This is a genomic window from Streptomyces sp. NPDC127084, assembly GCF_042724175.1.
Classification (GTDB): Bacteria; Actinomycetota; Actinomycetes; order Streptomycetales; family Streptomycetaceae; genus Streptomyces.
Window position 1 is genome coordinate 1 of the sequence record NZ_JBHXFA010000102.1, and the last position, 22228, is coordinate 22228.

The window sequence follows — 22228 nt, forward strand, 5'->3', positions numbered from 1 at the left end:
CGCGTCGCCGGTGTTGGTCACGGTCAGCGTGTAGGTGCCCTGGCCGCCCGCGGTGAATGTCCCGCCGACGGTCTTCACCAGAGTGAACGCCGGCGCGGTCGCAGGCTGGATGGTGGTGGTGGCGGTGGCGGTGGTGCCGGTGGTGCCGCCTCCGGAGACTGCGGCGGTGTTCGTGACCTGGGCCGGCGCGTCTGCGGCGATGTCGACCGTGAGGGTGACCGGGGGGTAGCTCTCACCGGGGTCGAGGGTGTCGGTGCGGGTGCAGGTGAGGGTGTTGAGGACGCAGGTCCAGCCGGTACCCGACAGGCTGGCCGCGGTGAGGCCGGTGGGGAGGGTGTCGGTGAGGGTGACCGTGGTGCCGTCGGTGGCCGCGTCGCCGGTGTTGGTCACGGTCAGCGTGTAGGTGCCCTGGCCGCCCGCGGTGAATGTCCCGCCGACGGTCTTCACCAGAGTGAACGCCGGCGTCGGCGGAACGGGTACCACCGCGATCGCCACCCCGAGCGGTCCGTCGCCGACGGTGACGGTGTCGACGACCGTGTTGGTGGCGGTGTCGATCACCGACACCGAGTCGCCTGTTTGGTTGGTGACGTAGACGAAGGCGCCGTCCGGGGTCACCGCCACCCCGAACGGCCCGTCGCCGACGGTGACGGTGGCGATGACCGTGTTGGTGGCGGTGTCGATCACCGACACCGTGTCGTCGCTGCTGTTGGTGACGTAGACGAAGGCGCCGTCCGGGGTCACCGCTACCCCGTTCGGCGAGTCACCGACGGTGACGGTGTCGACGACGGTGTTGGTGGCCGTGTCGATCACCGACACCGAGTCGCCGCTGAAGTTGGTGACGTAGACGAAGGCGCCGTCCGGGGTTACCGCCAACTCGCGCGGGTTGAGGCCGACGGTGACGGTGTCGACGACCGTGTCGGTGGCGGTGTCGATCACCGACACCGTGGTGTCGTTGTTGTTGAGGACGTAGACGAAGGCGCCGTCCGGGGTTACCGCCACATCCTGCGGATTAGTGCCGACGGTGACGGTGGCGACGACCGTGTTGGTGGCCGTGTCGACCACCGACACCGAGTCGTCGCCGCCGTTGGCGACGTAGGCGTAGGTGCCGGGCGGCACGGCGTGGGCGGGTTGCGAGGCCACCACAGGCAAGGCGAGACCGGCCACCAGCACCAGCCCGGCCACCAGCGCCCGCAGCAGCCCACCCCACAACGAGTAGTGCACTCGACAACCGCGCGACGCCGACGATGGGAGAGCCTCTTCCACCCCCGCCCCCGACCCCATTTGACGGATAGTCATATCAAACCTCCGGAAATAGGTTTCACTCGATTGATATGCGATGAACTATGACAGTTCGTCGCATTTAGTGTGCCGAGGCGCGCGGCCGCCCTGGTAGAGAGTCGGGGTGCGAGACCGAGGACCCGACCCGATGCCGTCCTGGCGGACCGCGCGTACTCATCCCGCGCGACCCGAAATCACCTCCGCCAACGCGGAATCCGCGCTGTCATCCCCCAGCCGTCCGACCAGATCGGCCACCGTCTGCGGCGAGGCCGCGCCGACGGTCGCCCACCGGCTTTCGACGCCGAGGCGTATCGGCAACGCAACGCAGTCGAGCGATGCATCAACCGGCTGAAGCAGTGGCGCGGCCTAGCCATGCGAACGGACAAGCTCGCCATCGCCTACCAGGCCGCACTCCACCTCGCCGCCATCCTCATATGGACGCGGCGATGACGACGAAGCAACGGTGATTCAGTCGTAGAAGAAGAGCTCAAGGTCCTCAACGGATCCCGGCCCTGTGAGGAAGCCCTCAGCCTTCGCGATCTCGTCTTCTGGTGGCAACTCACCCGTCAGGAGCTGCCCCATCCAGATTTCCCCTTGCTCGCCGACCGCGTAGACGCCAGACAACAGCTCGGATCTCCCAGCAGATCGTGGAGGTTGCCTACAAGCTGTACGGCGAAGCGCCGAAGGCCGACAGCGTCCGCACTCTGTCGCTGAGCCTGGAGTCCGGCGAGCACTTCGTCAGCTTCCTCGACTACGTTTGTCGGTCAGGTGCGCCCGTGCCAGATCACGCGCCAGATGAGGAGCCCTTTGGGCCGTTCGGCTAGAAGGGGATGTCGCTGCGTGTGCGACAGCAGAAGGTCGCATCGTACGCCCCTCCGCGATACGGGACTTCGAGAACCTGCTCCGTCCGGCGCGCCGTGCGCGCCGCGTATCTGAAGGACCGGCCCAATGCCGTCCCGGACCGCGCACACGGCATCAGTTGCCTTGCCGTCGCCGACCTCATGCCCGGCCAAGCCCCCGCCGACCACGAAGACGCTCCGGCCGCAGAGCGGCCGGCCACCCTCGACATGCCGGGCAAGGTCGTCGACGTCCTCCGCGCCGCCGAGCCGGAGCCTCCCGAGCGGGTTGCACTCGACCACGGCGCGACCGCACGGGCGCGGCCAGGGCAACACCACTCGACCTGCTCAACCGTCAGCTCATCAGCACACAGTCACACCAACGCACGAGACGAACATGCGCTCTCGGTATCAGCTGGGCTGGGGCGGTTGGGGCGTGGCGTTGGCGCGTCCGGTGAGGACGTCGTGGACGGTCACGTCTTCGAGTTGGGTGGTGATGGCGTCGGCGATTGTTCGATCGAGTGCGGTGAGCGCGTTCTGGACGGTGCGGCCGGTGGCACATGCGGGGTCGGGTCCGTGCAGTCCCAGTACGGGGTCGGCGCCCTGGAGGAGGCGCCATATCTCGGCGAGCGTGATGTCCCGTGCGTCGGTGGCAAGTTCCCAGCCTCCGTGGACGCCGGGGCGTGACCGTACGAGTCCGGCGTTGCGCAGTGGGCCGAGCACCCGGCGTACATGGACCGGGTTGACCTTGGTGCTTTCGGAAAGTTCTCCCGAGCTCACGGGGCGGCCTGCGGCGCCCGCGAGATAGGTCAGGACGTGCACGGCGACGGCGAACTGGGTGTTGGTCGACCGGGCCATGGCTCCATCTTGCCATTTCGTAACCGTCATGACTACAGTCAAATTCGTAATCACGATAGCTACAGATTGGATCGAGGATGACGATCGCCATCACCGGAGCCTCCGGGCCCCTGGGACGCGCCGCCACTCGCTTCGCACTGCAGGCCGTCGATCCGCGGGAGATCGTGCTCGCGACTCGGCGTCCGGAGACGCTTGCCGACCTGGCCGGCCGCGGCGCCGACGTCCGGCGGGTCGACTTCGGTGATCCGCTCACCCTCGCCACCGCGTTCAAGGGCGTGGACCGGCTACTGCTCATATCGACCGATGCGGTCGGTGCGCGTCTCGAACAGCAGCGCGCGGCTGTGCGGGCCGCGGCTGACGCGGGCGTCCGGCACATCGTGTACACCTCCGTGCCGGAACCGGTGCCGGGGAACCCCGCGCGGGTGGTCGCCGACCATGCCGGCACAGAGCAGGCGCTGCGCGACAGCGGCCTGCGGTGGACGGTGCTGCGCAACAACCTCTACGCGCACCTGCAGGTGCCGGTCATCGAACGAGCAGTCGCCTCGGGCCGACTCGTGACCAACAGCGGCGCCGGGGCCACCGCGTATGTGACCCGGGAAGACTGCGCCGCGGCGGCGGCCGCGGTCCTGACCGGGGGCGGGCACGAGAATCTGGCATACGACGTCACCGGGCCCGAGGCGCTGAGCGGCGCAGACCTCGCTGCCCTCGCACGCGAGATCGGCGGCCGTGACGTCGAACTCGTGAGCGTCGACGACAACACGTCCACGGACGGGCTGCGGGCCGCCGGACTCCCGGAGGAGACCGCGGACCTCGTGACCTCTTTCGGCGCGGCGGCGCGCGAGGGCTATCTGGCAAACGTCAGCTCGACGGTCACCGACCTGACTGGACGTCAACCGATGGCTCTGGCCGATGTCGTCCGAACGGCACTGACGTCCTGACCGCGGGACGGGCGGGGCGACGGCGGCTCCGGCTCCGGCTCCGGCTCCGGCTCCGGACGCTACGCGCTGTCCGATCGCCCCGTTACCCCTCCCTGCTTGAACAGAGGAATTCGGAATTGGCCAAGAACAAGAAGAGAAACGGTGCCGATCGTGCGGTAGAGGACCCCGCGCGGAGTGCTTCGGTCTTGGTGATCCTTGCCCTTCTCGTCGCGCTCGGACCGCTGTCCACCGACGCGTATGTACCGGGCCTGCCCCGGCTCGCAGAGGATCTGGACAGCTCCGCGTCGAGGGTCCAGCTGACGGTGACGGCCTGCCTCGTCGGTCTGGCCGTCGGCCAGCTCGTGGCCGGCCCGATGAGCGATGCGCTCGGCAGGCGCAGACCGCTGCTGTTCGGACTCGCCGGGTACGCGGCGGCAGGGTTCTCGTGCGCCCTCGCCCCGAACGCGGAGATCCTCGTCCTGCTCCGGGGCCTGCAGGGGGCAAGCGGTGCCTTCGCTCTTGTCATCGCCTATGCGTACGTGCGTGACCTCCACACAGGGCGGGCGGCGGCACGGTACTTCTCGCTGCTGCTGCTGGTGACGGGCCTCGCGCCGATAGTCGCCCCGCTCGCGGGCGCCCAGATCCTGAGACTGTCGGGCTGGCGCGAGATCTTCGTCGCGCTCGCCGCGCTGAGTGTCGTGGTCTTCGTCGTGTGCCTCGGTGCGCTGCCGGAGAGCCATCCCGCGCACCGCCGTCGGCCCGGCGGTCTGCGAGCGGCCGGATCGGTGTACGGCCGGCTGCTGAGGGACCGGATTCTGATGGGGTACGCGCTCGCCAACGCGCTGGTGTTCGCGGCCATGTTCGTCTACATCTCGGGTTCCCCCTTCGTGCTCCAGCAGATCTACGGTCTGTCGCCGCAGCAGTACAGCGTCGTTTTCGCCATGAACGCCTTGGGACTCGTCGCCGCGGCCCAGGCGAACGGACGGGTCGTCCGCCGCGTCGACGCCCGGCTGCTGCTGGGCTGCGGTGTGATCGGCTCGGCCTCCGGCAGTGTCGCCCTCCTCGTCCTCGCGCTCACCGGCGCGGGGCTGTGGCCGGTGCTCGCCGCCCTCTTCGTCGTGATCACGAGCGTGGGGCTCGTGCTGCCCAACACGCCCGCGCTGGCCCTGGAGAACCACGGCGCTCACGCCGGCGCCGCAGCGGCGCTGCTCGGCTGCGGCCAGTTCCTGTTCGGTGGCCTGGCCGCGCCCCTGGCAGGCGTGCACGGACCCGGCGATGTGACACCCATGGCCGCGGTCATGGCCGCACTCACCGCCGCGGCGGCCGTCACCCTCGCCGTACTCGCACGTCCCACGGCCGCGCATCGCCGCCGCCAATCCGGCACCGGCGCCCCCGCCCTGCAGGAACCGCCCAAACCCGCCCATCACCTTCCACTGTGACGGCGACGACCGTCGCACATCCGCAGACCAGTGTCCGAACAGCGGCGACCAGCCACATCAGGAGGCTCACCATGACCAGCCAGATCCCCGCAGAAACGTTCCGCGTACGTCGCCTGGCCTGGGCCGGCGTCGACATCAGTCTCGGCGACACCCGCGTTCTCATCGACCCACTCGAGCACGTCGAGCCGCTCACTCCCGTCATGGGATCACCGCGGCGGCCCGTCCTTGCCGTCGACAGCCCCTCCGGGACACACGCCCTGGTCACCCACCTGCACCCTGACCACTACGACCGGGAACTGATCGCCCGGCTCGCTCTCTCCGGCACCGTCGGCTGTCACACCCCGATCGCGCCGGAACTCAGGGAGGCCGGCATCGACGTGATCCCGCAGGAGCTCGAACAGCCGCGCCGTGTCGGCTCCTTGACCGTGACGCCGGTCACCTCCCTGGACTGGAGGGGCGGCGACTGCGACCAGGTCGCCTGGATCGTGGCGGGCGGCGGCCGGCGGATCATCCACTGCGGTGACACCATGTGGCACGGCAACTGGTGGCAGATCGCCCGCGACCACGGCCCCTTCGATATCGCGTTCGTGCCCGTCAACGGCGTCATATGCCGCTTCGAGGGCTACGAAGCCGACGTACCCGTCACCATGACACCCGAGCAGGCAGTCGAGGCCGCCAAAGTCCTCGGCGCCTCCGCGGTCTGCGCGATGCACTACGGGCTCTTCCACAACCCGCCCGCCTACACTGAGCAGCCCGACATCGAGCGGCGCTTCCGCCGGGCCGCGGAGGCACGCGGCATCACCGCCATGATCGTGGACGACGGAGAACCTGTTCCGCTCCCGCCCGTACGCCACTGAGTGCTGTCGTCCCTACTGTGGCTGCTGGTCGGGACGGCGCCTGCGCCACAGTCCTCTCCGACCGCTCCTCCCGCTTCCGCCGGAGGCGATCACGGGCCTTCGCCACCGACACGGGCGCTGGGCGCCGTTACTGGTGCCGGTGTCTGTCGCGGCGGCGTACCCGGCCGTGGCCACCGAGGCACTGCGCCGGCCGATCACGATCTCGGGGACGTCCCGCCCAGCGCATCCGGCAGTTGGGCGGTCGGCTCCGGCGCGGGGCGCCGGCGGCTGCAGGGCTTGGCCGATCGGGCCAGGCCGTGCAGGTCCTGACGCTCGGCCTCGTCCAGACGTAGGGCCCGGGCGATGCGTCCAGCACCTCTGACGAGACGTTGAGCGAATGCCCCAGTTCCAGCCAGGCGTACTACGAGGCGCTCCTGGCTGGGGGTCAAGGCCGCCGGGCGGCCCAGACGGTTGCGCAGCCTTGTGCATGGCTATCGAACGCAGATGTGGTCACTCCCCAGTTTCCGGCGACTTCCCGTGTTCCAGATAGGTGGTCAGGCCGTTCACTCGGGCCTGGACACCAGCGGCGATGCGACGCGCCAGGCGTGGGATGGTGAGTTCAGGCACCTGCTCGGCGCGGTGGAAATCGTAGCCGCGGAGCTCGTTCGCTTGCAGCGCGATCCGCTGGCGGTCGTCGGCGCTCAGGCGGCCGCCGTCGAAGAGGTAGAGGACCTTGTCCCCCTCGCCCGGGTTCGGTGCCCAGTCGACGACGAGGAGGCGGCCGATGTGGGGTGCGATGCCGAGTTCCTCTTGGACCTCGCGCACGCAGGCTTGTCGGGGCGACTCCCCCTCCTCGACGTAGCCTCCCGGGATATCTCGGTAGTCCTTGTAGGACGGCTCGACGAGGAGGACTCGATCGGCCTCGTCGAAGAAGAGAGCACCGGCTGCCATGCGGGGGTGGGCCATCTTCGCTTCGTGCTCGTTCTCGCTCACGGATCGGACTCTAGCTGCCCGCCACGATGCCCAGTCTGCGGGCCAGGTCTGCCACGGGTAGGGAAGGCCGACCCCTGGTTCCGCGTATCCAGCCGATGACGAGCTCCCGGCTCAGGTAGTGGTGGCGCACCTGCTCGGGAGCGGCCTGTTCGGCTTCGAGCAGGACTGCCACGGCGTCGTCGGTGCGGTTCCAGTGGCTCAGCGCCCTGGCGACTTCGAGGCTGTGCCTTACGCGCCGCTCCACGGGCAGGGCGGTGGTGTCGATTCGTGAGCCCAGGTCCGCGGCGATCTGGATGTCGCCGAGTTCGCCGGCGGTGGCTACGCGGTGGATGGCCACGTTGGTTGGGCCGAAGGCCGTCCACATGTGATTGGCGTCGGCGCCGAGTCGTTGCGCGGTCTCGTTCGCCTCGCGGAGGAAGGTCTGCGTGGTCGCCCGGTCTTCTGCCCGGGCGGCGGCCATCGCGCCCGTGAGAAACAGCGTGCCGTACACGGAGAGGTACTCGTCGTTGGCGTTGCCCAGCTCCGGCTGCATGACCCCCGCTGCGTCATTCACCAGCTGGACCGCGGCTGTGAAGCGTCCGGTGGCCAGGAGGCAGTGCGTGACTGCTCGGAAGAGCGATCCCGTGACTTCGCTGCGGCCGCTGTAGTGCGCTGCTGCCAGACCACGGTCCGCGGCGATCCATGCCAGCTCGGACTCTCCGACCTTGCCCAGCACCATGGCGGCGCCGTGGTATGCGAGGGCCAGCAGGGCGTGGGCTCCCTCCGCCTCGTGCCCCGAATAAGTGCGGGACGCGGCGAGTGCATCGGCCAGGACAAGGGGGAGACGTCGGGTGGCGAAGCCGTACCGAGATGCCTGGTAGGCATCGAGCACGTCGCTAACGTTGCCTCGGAGGTCCTGCAGGGCAGGTGGTGCAGCACCCTGGAACTCGGCTTCGATGTAGGCGACTTGGACCGCGTCATCCAGATCGATGCGCCCGCCACCGTGGCTTCCTTCCTCCAGCGGCTTGGCCGTACCGGCCGGCGGCCGGGTTCCACCCGTAACTGCCTGTTCCTCACCGTCGACGAGGACGGACTGGTCGGTGCAGCAGCCCTACTACTGCTGTGGTCACGCGGCTGGGTGGAGCCAGTGATGGCCCCACCAGAACCCCGGCACATCGTCGCCCAACAAGTACTGGCCCTGTGCCTCCAGGAGCACCGGGTCGGAGACCGACTGTGGCAGGAATGGTGGGGAGGGCTTGGCCCCTTCGGAACTTCGGCCGAGCCCGTCGTCCGCCACCTAATCGACGAGGGGTTCCTGGACCGGGACGGGGGGATGCTGTTCATCGGCCCCGAGGCGGAACGCCGCTTCGGCTACCGGCACTTCATGGACCTCACCGCGGTGTTCACCGCGGCTCCGGAATTCACGGTGCTCTCAGGCCGTACCGAAATCGGCACGACCAATCCCGCGCTGCTGACCGAAGAGGTGGCGGGTCCTCGGCGCCTGCTCCTCGCCGGACAGAGTTGGCAGGTGACGTACATCGACTGGTCCCGGCGGCGATGCTTCGTCGAACCGACCGACGGCGGCGGCAAGGCGCGCTGGGGAGGAGCAGGTTCCGGTCGGACCGCCTCGTACGAACTGACTCAGGCGGCGCGTGAAGTACTCCTCGGCACTGACCCACCGGTCACCCTCACCGGACGTGCCAATACCGCGCTCGCCCAAGCACGCAAGAGCAACTGCGCACTCGTACACGCCGACGGGACAGTGGTCGCAAGAGGCGGGAGGGACACCAACGTACGCTGGTGGACCTGGGCCGGCTATCGGGCCAACGCGACCCTGGCCGCCACACTCACCACGATCGCCGATCCGCTGCAGAGGCCAACCGATACCTGTATCCGGCTTCGCGAGGACGTGACGCCCACGGAATGGAGGAAGGCCACTTCGGAAGCCGCCGATCAACTGTGCCTTCCCGCAGTGGACGCGCGTGCACTGAACGGCCTCAAGTTCAGCGCCGCACTGCCACCCCGGCTCGCGGAGGCCACCCTTGCCGCACGGCTCGCGGATCTGGACGGTGCGACCGCGGCGCTGAGAGGACCGACAAAGTTCACAGTCCTGGGACAGTGACCGGGTATCAATCAATGCGATGCCAACAAGCCGACGTCATGGGCTGGTCTCCGAGAGATCAGGCTTGTAGGTCTCGCTGATCATTTCTTTTGGCGGCCTCAGCAGCCAATGCCGCTTGCGCCCAGCTGGGCGAGCTCACCGGGAACACACAGGCCGATTTTGCCCCACGGGCCCCGGCGTGAGGCGACCACATGGGCTAATTGATTGCGGGCGCGTCGCAGTCTTCATATTCTTTCGGGCAACGCGTTGACGGAGACGAGTAGCCAGGGATCACGCGAGCTGAGAGAACCGCCGGTAGCTGCGAAGGCGGTCTCGCACCCCGAGGCGAAGACCCTCCCGAGCGCGGGGAGGAACGACCCCGATCGGTGGTCCAATGCCCCGCCGGCCGGCCCCCGTCATCGGGCCCGAATGAGGCCGTCACCATGTGGCGGCGAAAGTGCGGTGGTACCGCGAGTTGCCCTTCTCGCCCGCACTCCCAAGGGATCATGACGACGTCCTTCGGAGGACCGAATGATCCAAAGCCGCGTACACGTCTCCGACCTGCGAGAACACGTCGGCCGTACCGTTTCCGTCTGCGGGTGGGTAAACACCCTGCGCCTGCAGAGCAAGATGCAGTTCGTGATCGTGCGGGATGGCACCGGCATGGTGCAGGTGACCCACAAGCGCGACGGCGGACCGCTGGAGTCCCTGCTCGAAGCCCTCACCCCCGAGTCCGCCGTATGCATCACCGGCCGCGTCGTCGACGCTGCCCAGGTGAAACTCGGCGGCCTGGAGATCGTTCCCGAGGCTGTCGAGGTCCTGAACCTGGCCGCCACGCCGCTGCCGATCGACGAGCACACCGGCTTGGAGCAGCGGTTGGACTGGCGGTTCCTGGATGTACGGCGCCGTCCCGCCACCCAGCTGATGTTCGTCGTGCAGACCACCCTGGAGCAGGGGATGCGCGAGTACGCGTACGCGCAGGGCGCCACGGAGATGCACACCCCCAAGCTCATGGGCACGGCTTCGGAGTCCGGCGCGGAGGTCTTCGAACTTGGTTACTTCGACCGCAGTGCCTACCTGGCGCAGTCACCGCAGTTCTACAAGCAGATGGCGATCTCGGCCGGCATTGACAAGGTCTTCGAGATCGGCCCGGTCTTCCGTGCCGAGCCGTCGTTCACGTCCCGGCACGCCACAGAGTTCACGGGCGTCGACCTGGAGCTGGCTTGGATCGACGGCGTCGAGGACGTGATGGCATTCGAGGAGCAGATGCTCGCGCACGCGATCGCCAAGGTCGTCGACGCGCACGGCGAGGCTATCCGCGAGCACTTCGGCGTCGAGGTCACCGTCCCCACCACGCCTTTCCCTCGGATCACGATGGCCGAGGCACACGAGATCCTGCGCAAGGGTGGCTGGGACCCGGCGGGGGTCAAGGAGGACCTGGACCCCGAGGGGGAGCGGAGCATCTCTGCTCATATCAAGGAGGCCACCGGGCATGAGTTCGTGTTCATCACGCACTATCCGGTGGGCATTCGGCCCTTCTACCACATGCGGTCGGCAAACGACCCTGGCGTGACCTTGAGCTTCGACCTGCTGTGGAAGGGGCTGGAGGTCACCACCGGTGCCCAGCGTGAGCACCGGTACGACATGCTGCTGAAGCAGGCCGCCGAGAAGTGCATGAGCCCCGAGCCGCTGCAGGACTACCTGAATGCGTTCCGGTACGGGTGTCCTCCGCACGGCGGGCTCGGCATGGGGCTTGGGCGGGTGTTGATGGTGCTGCTGGGCCTGGACTCCATCCGCGAAGCGACCTTCCTCTTCCGGGGACCTAACCGGCTCACCCCGTAGCCGGCCACTGGATGCGTCCCACGACACGGGCCTGCCTCGTGTCGTGGGACGCGGTTTTAGTAGCGGACGTTGCGGAGGTCATGCACCCACGCCTCGTCGGGATTCTCGTCCCAGTAGGCCCGCAGCGCCAGTTCCCGCTCGGAGAAGCAGCCTTGGTGGCAGAGGCCACCGTGCGAGAGGGTGACGCTCATGGCGAGCGCCGACTCGGTGGTGACCCAGTGGGGCGTCAGCGCATGGCTCCACAGCTGGTCCCCGGGCCGCATGGTGACGGACTGACGGTCGGACTCATCATGCTCGGGAGGTTCCTCGCCCGTGGTCTCGCCAAGGACCGCCGCGTCGGCTGCTAGGTGCTCGTCGGGTTCGAGGTAGCTGTGGAAGGTCTTGGCGCCATGGACCTGCCAGACAAGACCGTGCGAGTTGTCGTTGTGGTACGTCGAGGCGGCGCCCGCGGTGGACAGGAACAGGACCGGTGCCAGACGCTGCCAGGTGAAGCCCTGGGCAGACAGATGGGAGCGCCAGGGGACCATGACCTCCTCCTGGAACCCATGCAGGAGGTCGGCATAGAAGCGGCTCAGATTGAAGTGCACCAGCCGGAATGTCCATGTGACCACCTCCTCGATCGGCGCGGTCCGGAAAGCTGCGGTGCGGTCCATGCACACCTGCCAGTCGTCATCCCCGAGGAGGGTAAAGCGGACCCCTTCGTCCCTACGGACGTAGTCGAGGATGTCGACAGCAGGCAGGAACACGTAGTCGAAGCCCACCTCCAGTGTGAAATTCGGCGGCTGTCGCCACCGCTGGGTGAAGCCGTCAGGGGTCGTGATCGTCATAGCGCGGTCCAAGGAGTCGTTTGCGCCCGTCTATGCGGCGCACGATGCGTCGCGGCCGTCGGGCGCGGCGGAGGGGCGACAGATGGCGGCGCAGTCCGGGGTCACCCGGTCCTGCGCCGGGGCGGTCAGGAAGCACCTGATCGCAGCCCGGGGAGCGTGGGCACTGACCGACGCCTGGCTGTAGGGGCAGCGCCGGATGTCACCATCTGCGGTGACATACGCGGTCGCCGAGCGGCACGACCATCTCTCGCCCTGGACGGCGGGGAAGTGCAATTCCCGCAGCTCGTCTAGATAGGCCCGGTAGCGGTCGGAGAGGTTGAAGTGGCGGCCCAGTATGTCGGCGTCGAGCTGCTGCTGCGCCAGATAGTCCTGGACCGATGTGCCGTCGCGGTGCAGGGCGCGTTCGTCGAGTACGACAGGACTGAACTGGACCTCTACCCCTGCCGCGGAGACGAGGGCCGCAACGTCCTGGCACTCTTTGTCGCTCAGGTCCCAGCAGGTGACGTGCAGGATCTTCGTCTCGGTGCTGACACCGCGCAGCGTGTCGACGCCTGAGGCCGCGGTGCGAGTCGTGCGCCCCAACAGCATCGCGCCCTGCGAGTCGGCGGAGACGGTGACGTTGGCCAGGAGGTGTGCTACCCGGGACAGGACGGTCACCTCGGCCACGGTGCGGGCCGACGTGACCATCGACACCGGCATGCCGAACTGATGAGCCAGCCGTACAAGCTGCCGGAGCTGCGGATGGTGCGTCGGTTCGCCGCCGCTCAAGCACACCCCTTCCACACCTACCTCTTTCAGCCGCGACAAAGTGCGGGCGTAGGTCGCGGTGTCGAGGAAGCCGTGGGCGCGGTCGGCCCTGAAGCAGAACCCGCAAGCCACCTTGCAGTGCCCGGCCGTGGAGATCAGCGCAGTACTGACGTGAGTACTCATTGCACCCCCGTGTTGTCCCACACCGCGATCTCCACGGTGCTCCGGTAGAACGCGCACATCTCCGGATCCGGGGTACCGCCTCCGACGAGAGCCTGCTCATTGCGCGACGGCCCGCCGCAGATGGCGAGCGCCGGGCAGGTCCCGCACTCAGGAACTGGAGCGACCTTCTTCGCTACTCCGGCAAGGAGTCCGGGATTGGCGCGGAGCTCGTCAAGGGTGTGCAGGAACGACGCCTCGGTGAAGTTGATGTCGCACAGGCTGACCCGGTTGCCGGGCAAGAGGGCAGCATTCAGGCTGCGGTCGCCCTGCATGTGGTCGAACAGCATCGGCCGACGGGTGTCGAGGGCCTGGAAGGCGCGGTCCAGGACGGAGAACAGCATGCCGCCCCGCCCGAGTGCAGCCAGTCGGGCTTCGTACAGCTCGTGGGCCAGGTCCGCCCCGTTGACCTGCCAGCGGCCCGCGGTCGGGATGGGGGTGTTGACGTAGATGAACCGTAACCCGAGGTCATCGATGATCCATCGGACGGTCTCATCGAGGCGTCCGATGTTCGCGGCCGTCGGGGTGAGGTTGCAGCCCACGTGCAGCCCGTCTGCCGCGACCAACCGGGCGACGTTTCGACGGATGCGGTCGTCGGCGGGCTGGCCGCCGAGTAAGAGGCGGTTCGCCGAGTTGATGCCCGGCGGGCCGTCGATGGAGATGCCGACCCCGTACTCGTATGCGACGAAGTGGTCGAGGGCATCGTCCGTCAAGCGGGCCCCGTTGGTAACGACGGTGCGCCGCACCCTGGTTACGTCGTAGCGGTCGGCGAGGGTGTCGGAGAGCTGGTCGCCGTACCGCATGAGGTCGAAGCGGATGGTCGGCTCGCCACCGAACCACTGGATGGACACCTCCTGCTGCCCGGCGTTCTGCTCGAAGAGGAACTCCAGCCCCTGCGACAGCTCCTTCTTCGTAATGTCCGGCTTGCCGGTATTCGTATCGACGAAGCAGTAGGTGCAGGCCATGTTGCAGCGGTCGGTGAGGACCACGCGTAGACCGCTGATGCGATGGGGCGTGGCATCGAGGCCGAGAAGTCGAAGACGGCTGTGGAGTGCTGCACGCTGATCGTCCGCAGGACCGTCGGGGGTGAAGCCGAGCCCGGCGAGGGCTTCGTGGGTCGCAGTCGGGGGGACCCCGGCAAGGTCGTGGACCTCGCCGGAGTCGATGAACACACTGTCCAGCCCGACGGGGTCGAGGAGAACTGCTTCCCCGTCCCGCTCATACTGGAAGTACTTCCCCCACAGCATTCGGGGGGCGGCCATGGTGGTCAGGCCGCCGTTTCCTCTTCGGCGATGCCGAGGTCGCCCATGACTGCACGGACCTTCTCCTCGGCTGCGGCTTGGAGCTTCGCGGAGGTGGCCGGAGAGCCGCCGTCGGCGAGGACGATCATGCCGGGCAGCGTCGGGTTCGGCGCGATGACCGTGATGCCGGCCGGGTCGGTGCCGATGACCATGATCGCGTCCTTCAGCTCGACCCAGTCGGTCTGTTCCTTGAGCGCCTCGATGATGCGGCCCTGCTTCTCCTGGAAGGAGGCGCGCTCGCCCATCCACACGCCCGCCTTGGACTTGGAGTCCACGACGTCCGCGTAGATCAAGTGGTCCTTCTTCTCTCGCCTGGCTTGCGGCATGACGGATCCTCTCTTCTGCATTGGATGTGCTGGAACAGCCCCTTGCATCCGCTGGAGACCGGCAGGCCCTCGTCGCGGAGTGGTCACATCATGCTGAGCACGCAACGCCCTATTCGAGGACTCTGACCGGTCATCAAAAGGACTTCGACAGAGCTTACTTGTTGCTCGGCAGGTCATTTTCCGCCGTATCGAGGACATCGCATGTCACCCTGGTGAGAGAGCTCGCTCCGGAGGAGATCCATGGCCCGTCCCGCAGGCAACACCAGGCTCAAAGCCGCTCGCCTCGCTGCTGGTTACAACTCCCAGCAAGCCTTGGCCGACGCGATCACCGAAGTGGCATTGACGCTCGGTATCAGAGGTCTGGCCGTCGGCGTCCGGCAGGTCAGGCGCTGGGAGTCCGCCACACCGCCCTGGCCACAGCCCGATGTGCACCGGGTACTGACCCACCTTCTGGGACAGAGCATGGAAGACCTCGGCTTCATCCCTCCTTGGGGAAACACACGGCCCCAGACCAGCTCGGCGACCAACGCCACTCCGCATGCTTCGGTGCCGGGAACGCGACTGGCGTCCGTCCCTGCTCAAGGGAGAGCCTCGGTACAACCAGCAACCGTCGGAAAGGACTTCGAGACAGTCACACGCTCACATCGACACTTGTACTGGTCCGTCGCACCTGCCGTGCTACACCCAGCAGTCCTGGAGCACACCCGGCTGGGCTGCGCCCTTCTACCAGAGACGGCAAACCCAGCCCGTCGGACCCTCGCGGCCGCGTTGGCTGAGTCCTATCTATTGGCCGGCCGTATCGAGTTCTTCGACCTGCGCCAGCCGGAGCGGGCTTCCGAGAGCCTGCTGCGGGCCCTACAGGCAGCAGGCGAAGCGGACGATCCGTTGCTCGGAGCGGCGATACTCGCCCACACGGCTTTCATCCCGGGCTGGGCGGGTGAGCGGGATGCGGCAAGCGAGCGGATGACGGCGGCTCGTACGTATGCCCGCCGTGGAGAGGCGTCGGCGGAATTCTGGGCGTGGCTGGATGCCGTCGAGGCGGAGTGCGAGACCCGCTGCGGAGATCCTCACACGGCGCTACGGTTGATCCGTCGCGCCGAGGACATATTCGCCACAGGCCCCGGGCACGCCACTCCCGAGTGGCTCGACTGGTTCAGCCCCATCCGCCTGTCCGCGTTCAAAGGGAACACGCAACTGAAGGCCGGCCACCTTCCACAAGCGCGCCAAACACTCCATGACGTGCTTGACGGCCTGCCGCCCGAGTCGGCCAAGCAGCGCACCGTCATCCTCGGTGACCTCGCCGCAGTCGAAGCCGCCGACGGAAGGCCTGAAGAGGCGTGCCGCTACGGCATTCAGGCCCTCGACCAGTTGGCGATCACTTGGTACGCCACCGGCATGGACCGCGTGCGTGAGCTACGCCGCACGCTCGCTCCCTGGCAGAACGAGCGGTGCGTACGGGACCTCGATGACCGTCTCTACGACTGGGGTACGACCGTCAGCGCCCTTCAGCGTTGAACTTTGCGATTTTCTCCGGCAGCTCGGTGAGCGAATCGATGCGCATCGTCGTGATCGCATCCGCGTCCGGGTCGCGCTGCTGGATCGTGCCCCAGGGGCCACGTCGGATCAGGGCGGTAAGAAGCCCGGCCTCTACGGCCGGGCGGATGTCGTTGTCGAGCCGGTCACCGACATAGAGGATCTCGCCCGGCTCGGCGGGCGTCGCCTCGATGACGTGCTCGAAGAACTTCACGTCGGGCTTCGACGCGCCCCAGTCGTCGCTGGTCGCGATCATGTCAGCAGGGAGGTCAAGCCCACGCAGCAGGCCGCCGGCCCGCACGGTCTGGTTCCCGGCGATGCCCACCCACAGCCCCGCCCCACGCAAGGCGGTCAGCGTCGGCCGGACATCCGGGTACAGATCACCCTCGCCGAACCACTCCGGCTTCCCGGCAGCTGCGCGCTTCTCACGCTCTTCGGTCAGGTCGAACCCCGGCCGGAACTCCTGGAACGTCTCCCGGTAGTCCCGTCCTTGCGCGATGACCGCCCCGAACATCGCCGCGAAGGTGTGGCGCGGCACCCCCAGCCAGTCCGCCCACGTCCCGTACTCACGGGTCTCGTCAACAAGGCACTCACCGACATCGAACACCACAGCACGAATCATGTTCGGCAGGTTAGACGGTCCGGCGCCAGGGTGATGCAGCCGTTTCGGTCTGGGTTCGACCCCGCCACCCGGTACCGATCCGTTCAACGGTCACGAGCACGACCGATGTGAGAATCCCCAGCACCGCTCGCTGCGGCCACTGATCGCGGACGCGGGCACGGCGCCTGACGTCCGGGGCCGACGACATAGAGCGCACCGACCTCGCAGTCGGTTCCCTAGAGCCGAGAGCGGGACGCACCATCGGGAAGGCTCAGTACGGGGCGGTTTCGCACACAGGCTATGCAACCGCGCCTCCAAAAGTGGCCGGGCGATGTGCTCGCCGCCGACGGCATCCTGCGTCCGACCACCACAGTCCCGTCGACAGCATCTATCACTCTCCAAGCGAACCCGGTGAGGCACAGGCCCGACTGCTTCTGAGACGCGCTTACAGGCGAGGCCCGGCAATGCCCGCCGGGTTGACTCCAGATCAGGCTAGTTCGCTGGCGCGGGGCTCAGTGCCGAGATGCCCCGGCACTTCGACCGGCAACCCAAAAAGCCAATTGTCCGACTTATCTGGACTCGACGTCCTCAATCTGTCCTCACGATCATGAAATCATGATCAACAGTGGGTCGTCGAGATCCTTCCATGGCCGCCCCGACCAGCAAACTCGCTGGTCAGAACGTTTCTGCTGGACCACTTCGTGGTGGGGCGGGTGGGACTCGAACCCACGGCCGACGGATTATGAGTCCTTTGGGGATCTTGACGGTCCTTGCGGATCTACACCCGATCGCATCGTTTTGCCTGGTCAGGAGGGGTGCTGTGTGTCGGCACCCCTTCGCCCTTGTCGGTCTGTTCCTGTCCTTGCGTCCCGACTGCGTCCCGACACCGTCCTTGCGCGATCGCGTTCGGGCAGAGTGTCTTGGGTATCGAACATGTCGTGCCAGCTCAACGACTTGCTTCGAACTCTGCATCAGCGGATTTCCCTTCCCACGCGCAGAGGCTCCGCCCCTGAATCCGGGGCAGAGCCTCTGTGGCCATTCTCGCAGGCCAGACGTCGCGAGGTCAGATTATCTGGCCGCACCCTCGTCTTCCAGGGTGGGCTGTAGGGCGCTGGAGGTCACGCGGTCACGGTAGGCGGTGTACAGGATGAACCCTCCGCCTGGGGCGGCGCCGGCATCGTGCATGTCGAAGGGGGGCTTCGCGTACAGCCGGAGCGGGCCGCCGGCGTCGAACCAGCCTTCGGGGTAGGTGCTCTCCAGGTGGCGTTGCCAGGTCTTTGCGCTTTTGCCGCTTGGGCATGGGTGGAAGATCGGCAGTTGCCGCCATCCGGGGTGGGTGTGGTCGTGGGCGTCTTCGATTGCTTCGTCACGCCGGTGGCGTTCGGGGCCTTCCCATGTACATGCGAGGCAGGCTCCGCGGTTGATCCATTTGGCGTCGGCGACGGCTCGGTCCATCGAGGTTGGTGTGTGTCGGGTGGCGGGTTGTGGCGGTGTGCCGAATTGGGTGGTGAATCCTGGGAGTCCGTAGCTGATGGACCAGGTGCGTCTGCGTACTTCTCTGTCCGCGTGCCGCAGGGAGATGTAGTGGCGTTGGCGGGCGATGGCTCCGAGGTTGTTGTTCATGGCGCTCCGGATCGGGGGCGCGGTCAGGCCGCGCCCCCGGGCTGGGTTGTGGGTGTCAGGTGGTGCTGGCCTTGGGGCGGCGTTTGGTGGTGCGCTTGCGGGGTCGCCGGTTCGTGGTGGTGGCGGAAGGTTCGCCGTCACCGGTGGGTTCCTGAGCTGGTTCGGACGCGGTGTCGGTCTTCTGGCCGGCGTCCTCGAAGGCGGGTTCCGTTGCAGGGACGGGGCTGTCAGGGGCGTCCCTGACCGTGTCGTTGTCCGTCCCGGTTTCCCCCTTGGCTGCCGGGTCAGCATCGGACTCCGGCTCAGGCTCAGGCTCGCTGTCGTTCTTCGAGTCAGGGTGTTCGTCGTGGGGGCGGGTGTGGGCTTCGGGACCGCAGTCGCGCAAGGAGGTGCCTGGGGCGGTGGTTGCTGACTCGTCGTTGAGCGCGTCGAGTGCCTTGGCGAAGAGTTCGGCCCACGGGCGGTGGCCGACGTAGTGCGGCTTGTATTCGAAGGCCGGAAGGAGGTGCTCTTGGAGGGTTCGCAGAATGATGACGGTGGGGTCTTCGTCTTCGTCGGTGATGAGGGTTGTTGCCTTGTTGTAGCGGTGTCCTTCGGGGAGGCGCATGCCGATGTGGGCTTCGTGGGCGTCCTGCTCTGTGGGGGTGGCGTTGTCCGGCAGTGTGGGCGCGCTGTTTCCCGTGATCCACAGTTGGGCGCTCTTTCCGCCGAAGACGGGACGGAAGCTGATGGTTCGTCCGTCAGGGTGGTTGAGGTGGGCTGCGCCGTCGGCGGGCGCTTCGGAGTCGATGGCCCAGCTCTCCCCGAGGTAGCGGGCGAGGGTGGCCGCTGCCTCTCGGACTGCGGCGTCGGTGATGAGCATGCGTGTATCTCCAAGAGGTCTACTGGTGGAATTCCGGGCCCGCCCCGGCTGGGCGAGCCCGGTGGGGCTACGCGGGGCGCACCTCGTCGCCGTCGTCGAGGAGCATCGAGAGGGTGGAGCCGCTGTCCCAGGCCACGTGAAGGATCGAGAGACCGGCGTCAAAACGGCGGACGGTCCCCTCGTCTCCGGGCTTGAGTTCGGTGTGATGGTCGGTGGTCTGAACGAGGGCGAGGCGGTCGCCCCTCTTGTAGGTCATCTGCTCTCCATCTGCGGCGTGTTGGGGAGGTCGTGGTTGGGCTGCCGGTCGGCCCCGGCCGGAGGCTGGGTCCGACGCTGGCCCTTTGCTGCGCGTCGTGTTCGCAGGTTTCGGTGGGGCCGGTTCCGCAGTCGAAGCAGTGGTCGCACGCGCAGGGATCGCCACCCCTTCCCGATGCTTCTATTCTATATGCATTCAAGGGAGGGTCAAGATCACATTCGAGAGATTTCGGGGGGTGTTCTCCCCTGGTTAGGCGGCCATACCTCGCACCAGAGCCTCGACCTTCCGGATCGCCGCGAGGAAGGCGGCCTGCGAGTGCAACGTGTCGCGCCGCTCCAGGGACTCGCGTGCCTCCTGCGCCGCCTTGGCGGTGAGGTTGCCCTCGTGGAGTGTGTCGCCGCAGGCGATCACTACGTGCGGACCGAGGTCCCAGAGGACCGCGTTGACGGCGGCCCCGGCTGCCGCGAGCGGGTCTATGTCAGTCAGCGACCAGCCGAACTGGTGGGGGTCGATGCCACGTTCTCGCATGACTTGGACGGCTGCGCGGTACATACCGCCGGTCCCGCCGGCGGGTTCATCGAACTTCATACCGGGCTCAAGCGGCATACCGTCCAGCAACATCCTGGCCATCACGTAGGCGAGTTCCGGAGGCGTGTGGAATTCCGCGAGCGCGTCGCGAGCGCCCTGGGACCGTATGACGGCCAGCACGGCCCCCATTACGTCAGTGGTGGAGCGGAGGTCTGCATCGTCGCTGCTGGTGAGGTGCAGCAGCCCCCTGGTGAGGGCGGCTTCGACTACCGCCCTGACGGCTCGGGCTCGACTGGGCTCCGGCTTCTCGTCATCGACCCACTTGTGCAGGGGCGTGGCCCGGTCGATGAGATCGGGGCGGGCGATCCACCAGCGCGCCCAGCATTCACGGAACGCGGTGAGGAGTTGACTGTCGTCAAGGCTGAGCCACCAGTCTGCGGCCAGGTAGGCGTCGGGGCCGCGCAGGGGCCACAAGGCGAGCGTCGCGACAACCCCCACGGGGATTTCGATTCCGCCTCCGCAGTGGGCATGGTGCCAGGCGTGGCTGACAGCCTCCGCGATGTCGAATGCGGTCTCGTGCGGGTTGCGCGAGGAGGGGCGGTAGTGCCCGAGCTGGGGTTTGACGGTTGCGAGCTTCGGTCGCGGCTGAGCAGAGGTGGTGACGGGGGTAGGCGCTGGCGGAAGGTCGGTGAGGAGTCTGCGGGGCGGCGGTACGGGGGTGGGCGGTGCCGGCGGCTCGTCGGGGTCGGCGAACAGGTCGAGCTGGCTCATGCTGCTTCTCCTGGTCCTGGGGCTGCTGGAGTTGGGCCGTGATGCCGCACGTCGGCCCACGTGAGGGCGGGCCGACGTGCGGTGTGTTCAGCGGGCTGCGCGCTGGATGCGGCGGAGCATGGCGGTGGCCTCGTCACGGCGTCCGTCCGCGACCAGGGCGGCGTGCCGGAGCAGAAGGGTGAGGTCGTCGGCGGTGACTTCCGCGAGCACTCCGGTGAGGCTCAGGTGGCGCAGGTTGGGTGCACGGTGCGGGTATCCGGTGGCCAGGGTGCGCACGATGCCGGGTATGAGCTGGTCGGTCTGGTCGTCACTGAGGCCGACTCGGCGGCCGACGCGGTGGATCTCTTCGGGGTTTCCGAGGAGGGCGGTCGGCGGGACGGCACGGTGGGCGTGTTCGGCGTCCGACGCCTCCTGCTGAACGTATGCCTCCCACGCCAGGCGACTGTCAGCTTCTCGGCCTTCCGCCCACAAAGCTGCGGCCGTGACCATGGCGGTGAAGCGGGGGGTTCGTATGGATTCGCGGCGGTACTGGTCGGGGGTGAGTCCGGATCGGGCGACGGTGGGGTCGTGCGATTCGGCGTGGATCTGGTCAAGGGTTGCGAGCAGGGCGCTCTCGGTGGAGGCCGGATGGATGCCGTAGCGGCTGGCGAATGTGGCGCAGATGAACTGCAAGGCGATGTTGTGCACGTCGATCTCCGGTGTCTAGAGAGTGTTGGGGTGGGCTGCGTCGGAGGCGTCAGCGAGGGCCTGGCGACGGAGGTTGGAGATGCGCTCGCCGAGCCACTTTGCGTAGGCGATGTTGATCGCGGCGTCGATGTCGGGAGCGTTCACGACAGAGATGTGCTTCCCTGCGTTGGTCAGGTCACTGCGCCACTTGTCGCGGACCTTCTCGTCGGCGGGCTCAAGTTCGACGGCATGGAGTTCCATCGTCGTGGGCTCGGGCTCCTGGTAGATGACCCACCACGTGGGCTCGTCTGAACTAGCCATTGATCTCTCCTTGGGTGTGGTGGTGCTGGCGGAACGGTCAGCTCTGGGCGTGCGGCGGGCCGTAGTAGGCGAGGAGGTCATCGACCTCGCTCGCGATGTGGTCTATGAGGGTGCGGATGTGCTTCCTGTCGCCGTCGAGATGCAGGGCGAGGTCGAACACCTCGGGGGCTGCGGCGTAGTCGAGGAGCTGGCGGTACTGCCCGACGGTGAGCGTCGTGAGGTGGTCGGGGCGCAGTGCCCAGGCGGCGATCGCGGCGTTGTCCGCGAGGCGGGCGGCGGCGCGGAGGGTCGCATCGTCGGGTTGGCGGGTGAGGATGACCAGGACCATGGCGCCGAAGTGGTGGTCTGGTGCGTCGAACAGCGGTATCGGTGATCGGCTGGGCATGTACTCTCCTCGAGTAACCCCGATAGTTCTTTTCTATGTGCATTCGGGGGATGGTTGGGCCGTGATCGCGAACAGATGGGGGCCGGTCGCCTTCAAGAGCGCGACAGCTTCCGGACGGCCCGATCGGCGACGGGGGCACCGGTCGCCGAAACGTGGTAACCCCGGGCGCGGCCGAGGGTAAAG

General features: G+C 67.5%; 22 protein-coding genes and 2 pseudogenes. 8 read left to right on the forward strand and 16 right to left on the reverse strand.

The window, feature by feature from the left end; genetic code table 11:
• The coding region (locus tag ACFWI9_RS22545) for a beta-propeller fold lactonase family protein (protein WP_387164549.1) at positions 1-1221 on the reverse strand (1221 nt) is incomplete at its 3' end.
• A gap of 186 nt (positions 1222-1407) precedes the next feature.
• Between ACFWI9_RS22545 and ACFWI9_RS22550 the strand changes: the two are divergent.
• Together ACFWI9_RS22550 and ACFWI9_RS22555 are read left to right on the forward strand one after the other, a co-directional pair.
• A pseudogene (locus tag ACFWI9_RS22550) lies at positions 1408-1728 on the forward strand (transposase); the annotation flags it as partial.
• 197 nt (positions 1729-1925) lie between these two features.
• The gene (locus ACFWI9_RS22555; protein ID WP_387164551.1) at positions 1926-2102 is read left to right on the forward strand and encodes a hypothetical protein; all 177 of its coding nucleotides are present in this window, start codon (positions 1926-1928) and stop codon (positions 2100-2102) included.
• A 423-nt stretch (positions 2103-2525) separates the two neighbouring features.
• Here the strand turns inward: ACFWI9_RS22555 and ACFWI9_RS22560 are convergent, their stop codons facing one another.
• Positions 2526-2972 (reverse strand): Rrf2 family transcriptional regulator, encoded by a 447-nt coding sequence (locus ACFWI9_RS22560; RefSeq protein ID WP_387164552.1) that lies wholly within the window; start codon positions 2970-2972, stop codon positions 2526-2528.
• Positions 2973-3049: 77 nt separating this feature from the next.
• On the opposite strand from ACFWI9_RS22560, the gene ACFWI9_RS22565 reads away from it, so the two are divergent.
• From ACFWI9_RS22565 to ACFWI9_RS22575, 3 genes are all read left to right on the forward strand, one after another.
• Positions 3050-3910, forward strand: a complete 861-nt coding sequence (locus ACFWI9_RS22565; RefSeq protein WP_387164554.1) for an NAD(P)H-binding protein — start codon at positions 3050-3052, stop codon at positions 3908-3910.
• Positions 3911-4098: 188 nt separating this feature from the next.
• A complete protein-coding gene (locus tag ACFWI9_RS22570; protein ID WP_387164603.1) occupies positions 4099-5328 on the forward strand; it encodes a multidrug effflux MFS transporter in 1230 nt (409 codons plus the stop codon).
• Between the two features lie 71 nt (positions 5329-5399).
• On the forward strand, positions 5400-6185 hold the full coding sequence (locus ACFWI9_RS22575) for an MBL fold metallo-hydrolase (protein WP_387164556.1): 786 nt from the start codon (positions 5400-5402) through the stop codon (positions 6183-6185).
• A gap of 489 nt (positions 6186-6674) precedes the next feature.
• On the opposite strand, the gene ACFWI9_RS22580 is transcribed toward ACFWI9_RS22575, so the two are convergent.
• Positions 6675-7157, reverse strand: coding sequence for an NUDIX domain-containing protein (locus tag ACFWI9_RS22580; RefSeq protein WP_387164557.1), 483 nt, complete (start codon positions 7155-7157; stop codon positions 6675-6677).
• 10 nt (positions 7158-7167) lie between these two features.
• Positions 7168-8028, reverse strand: coding sequence for an XRE family transcriptional regulator (locus ACFWI9_RS22585; protein ID WP_387164605.1), 861 nt, complete (start codon positions 8026-8028; stop codon positions 7168-7170).
• A gap of 42 nt (positions 8029-8070) precedes the next feature.
• Here ACFWI9_RS22585 and ACFWI9_RS22590 point away from each other — a divergent pair.
• Together ACFWI9_RS22590 and aspS are read left to right on the forward strand one after the other, a co-directional pair.
• A pseudogene (locus ACFWI9_RS22590) lies at positions 8071-9258 on the forward strand (helicase-related protein); the annotation flags it as partial.
• A gap of 510 nt (positions 9259-9768) precedes the next feature.
• Positions 9769-11079, forward strand: coding sequence for an aspartate--tRNA(Asn) ligase (aspS, locus tag ACFWI9_RS22595; RefSeq protein WP_387164558.1), 1311 nt, complete (start codon positions 9769-9771; stop codon positions 11077-11079).
• 56 nt (positions 11080-11135) lie between these two features.
• On the opposite strand, the gene ACFWI9_RS22600 is transcribed toward aspS, so the two are convergent.
• Genes ACFWI9_RS22600 through ACFWI9_RS22615 form a run of 4 tightly spaced genes read right to left on the reverse strand, consistent with a single transcriptional unit; the run spans position 11136 to position 14499 of the window.
• Positions 11136-11906, reverse strand: a complete 771-nt coding sequence (locus tag ACFWI9_RS22600) for a hypothetical protein (protein WP_387164560.1) — start codon at positions 11904-11906, stop codon at positions 11136-11138.
• Between the two features lie 30 nt (positions 11907-11936).
• Positions 11937-12836 (reverse strand): radical SAM protein, encoded by a 900-nt coding sequence (locus ACFWI9_RS22605; RefSeq protein ID WP_387164562.1) that lies wholly within the window; start codon positions 12834-12836, stop codon positions 11937-11939.
• Positions 12833-14134: a radical SAM protein gene (locus ACFWI9_RS22610; protein WP_387164564.1), complete on the reverse strand. Its 1302-nt coding sequence runs from the start codon at positions 14132-14134 to the stop codon at positions 12833-12835. Before ACFWI9_RS22610 ends, ACFWI9_RS22605 begins: the two co-directional genes overlap by 4 nt.
• 5 nt (positions 14135-14139) lie before the next feature.
• Positions 14140-14499, reverse strand: coding sequence for a hypothetical protein (locus ACFWI9_RS22615; protein WP_387164566.1), 360 nt, complete (start codon positions 14497-14499; stop codon positions 14140-14142).
• Between the two features lie 240 nt (positions 14500-14739).
• On the opposite strand from ACFWI9_RS22615, the gene ACFWI9_RS22620 reads away from it, so the two are divergent.
• Complete coding sequence (locus tag ACFWI9_RS22620; protein ID WP_387164567.1) at positions 14740-16014, forward strand: transcriptional regulator; 1275 nt, start codon at positions 14740-14742, stop codon at positions 16012-16014.
• On the opposite strand, the gene ACFWI9_RS22625 is transcribed toward ACFWI9_RS22620, so the two are convergent.
• The 8 genes from ACFWI9_RS22625 to ACFWI9_RS22660 form a co-directional block, all read right to left on the reverse strand.
• Positions 15995-16654 carry an HAD family hydrolase gene (locus tag ACFWI9_RS22625; RefSeq protein WP_387164569.1) on the reverse strand — a complete coding sequence of 220 codons (660 nt, stop codon included), beginning with the start codon at positions 16652-16654 and terminating at the stop codon, positions 15995-15997. The two genes, ACFWI9_RS22620 and ACFWI9_RS22625, sit on opposite strands and share 20 nt — an antisense overlap.
• A 1047-nt stretch (positions 16655-17701) precedes the next feature.
• Entirely contained in the window at positions 17702-18256 is a 555-nt protein-coding gene (locus tag ACFWI9_RS22630; protein ID WP_387164570.1) for a DUF6349 family protein, read from the reverse strand.
• A 55-nt stretch (positions 18257-18311) separates the two neighbouring features.
• Positions 18312-19118, reverse strand: coding sequence for a hypothetical protein (locus ACFWI9_RS22635; RefSeq protein WP_387164571.1), 807 nt, complete (start codon positions 19116-19118; stop codon positions 18312-18314).
• Between the two features lie 67 nt (positions 19119-19185).
• Complete coding sequence (locus ACFWI9_RS22640) at positions 19186-19374, reverse strand: DUF4314 domain-containing protein (protein WP_387164572.1); 189 nt, start codon at positions 19372-19374, stop codon at positions 19186-19188.
• Positions 19375-19623: 249 nt separating this feature from the next.
• Positions 19624-20673, reverse strand: coding sequence for an N-6 DNA methylase (locus ACFWI9_RS22645; RefSeq protein WP_387164573.1), 1050 nt, complete (start codon positions 20671-20673; stop codon positions 19624-19626).
• 87 nt (positions 20674-20760) lie between these two features.
• Positions 20761-21360: a hypothetical protein gene (locus tag ACFWI9_RS22650; protein ID WP_387164575.1), complete on the reverse strand. Its 600-nt coding sequence runs from the start codon at positions 21358-21360 to the stop codon at positions 20761-20763.
• 15 nt (positions 21361-21375) lie between these two features.
• A complete protein-coding gene (locus tag ACFWI9_RS22655; RefSeq protein WP_387164577.1) occupies positions 21376-21660 on the reverse strand; it encodes a hypothetical protein in 285 nt (94 codons plus the stop codon).
• 37 nt (positions 21661-21697) lie between these two features.
• Positions 21698-22045, reverse strand: a complete 348-nt coding sequence (locus ACFWI9_RS22660) for a hypothetical protein (RefSeq protein ID WP_387164579.1) — start codon at positions 22043-22045, stop codon at positions 21698-21700.
• Positions 22046-22228 lie beyond the last annotated feature (183 nt).

Excerpts from the sequence above, each read along its gene's own strand:
- ACFWI9_RS22560 (WP_387164552.1), bottom strand. The coding sequence starts at position 2,972 with ATGGCCCGGTCGACCAACACCCAGTTCGCCGTCGCCGTGCACGTCCTG.
- ACFWI9_RS22565 (WP_387164554.1), top strand. The coding sequence starts at position 3,050 with ATGACGATCGCCATCACCGGAGCCTCCGGGCCCCTGGGACGCGCCGCC.
- ACFWI9_RS22575 (WP_387164556.1), top strand. The coding sequence starts at position 5,400 with ATGACCAGCCAGATCCCCGCAGAAACGTTCCGCGTACGTCGCCTGGCC.
- aspS (WP_387164558.1), top strand. The coding sequence starts at position 9,769 with ATGATCCAAAGCCGCGTACACGTCTCCGACCTGCGAGAACACGTCGGC.
- ACFWI9_RS22600 (WP_387164560.1), bottom strand. The coding sequence starts at position 11,906 with ATGACGATCACGACCCCTGACGGCTTCACCCAGCGGTGGCGACAGCCG.
- ACFWI9_RS22605 (WP_387164562.1), bottom strand. The coding sequence starts at position 12,836 with ATGAGTACTCACGTCAGTACTGCGCTGATCTCCACGGCCGGGCACTGC.
- ACFWI9_RS22610 (WP_387164564.1), bottom strand. The coding sequence starts at position 14,134 with ATGGCCGCCCCCCGAATGCTGTGGGGGAAGTACTTCCAGTATGAGCGG.
- ACFWI9_RS22615 (WP_387164566.1), bottom strand. The coding sequence starts at position 14,499 with ATGCCGCAAGCCAGGCGAGAGAAGAAGGACCACTTGATCTACGCGGAC.
- ACFWI9_RS22620 (WP_387164567.1), top strand. The coding sequence starts at position 14,740 with ATGGCCCGTCCCGCAGGCAACACCAGGCTCAAAGCCGCTCGCCTCGCT.
- ACFWI9_RS22625 (WP_387164569.1), bottom strand. The coding sequence starts at position 16,654 with ATGATTCGTGCTGTGGTGTTCGATGTCGGTGAGTGCCTTGTTGACGAG.
- ACFWI9_RS22630 (WP_387164570.1), bottom strand. The coding sequence starts at position 18,256 with ATGAACAACAACCTCGGAGCCATCGCCCGCCAACGCCACTACATCTCC.
- ACFWI9_RS22635 (WP_387164571.1), bottom strand. The coding sequence starts at position 19,118 with ATGCTCATCACCGACGCCGCAGTCCGAGAGGCAGCGGCCACCCTCGCC.
- ACFWI9_RS22640 (WP_387164572.1), bottom strand. The coding sequence starts at position 19,374 with ATGACCTACAAGAGGGGCGACCGCCTCGCCCTCGTTCAGACCACCGAC.
- ACFWI9_RS22645 (WP_387164573.1), bottom strand. The coding sequence starts at position 20,673 with ATGAGCCAGCTCGACCTGTTCGCCGACCCCGACGAGCCGCCGGCACCG.
- ACFWI9_RS22655 (WP_387164577.1), bottom strand. The coding sequence starts at position 21,660 with ATGGCTAGTTCAGACGAGCCCACGTGGTGGGTCATCTACCAGGAGCCC.
- ACFWI9_RS22660 (WP_387164579.1), bottom strand. The coding sequence starts at position 22,045 with ATGCCCAGCCGATCACCGATACCGCTGTTCGACGCACCAGACCACCAC.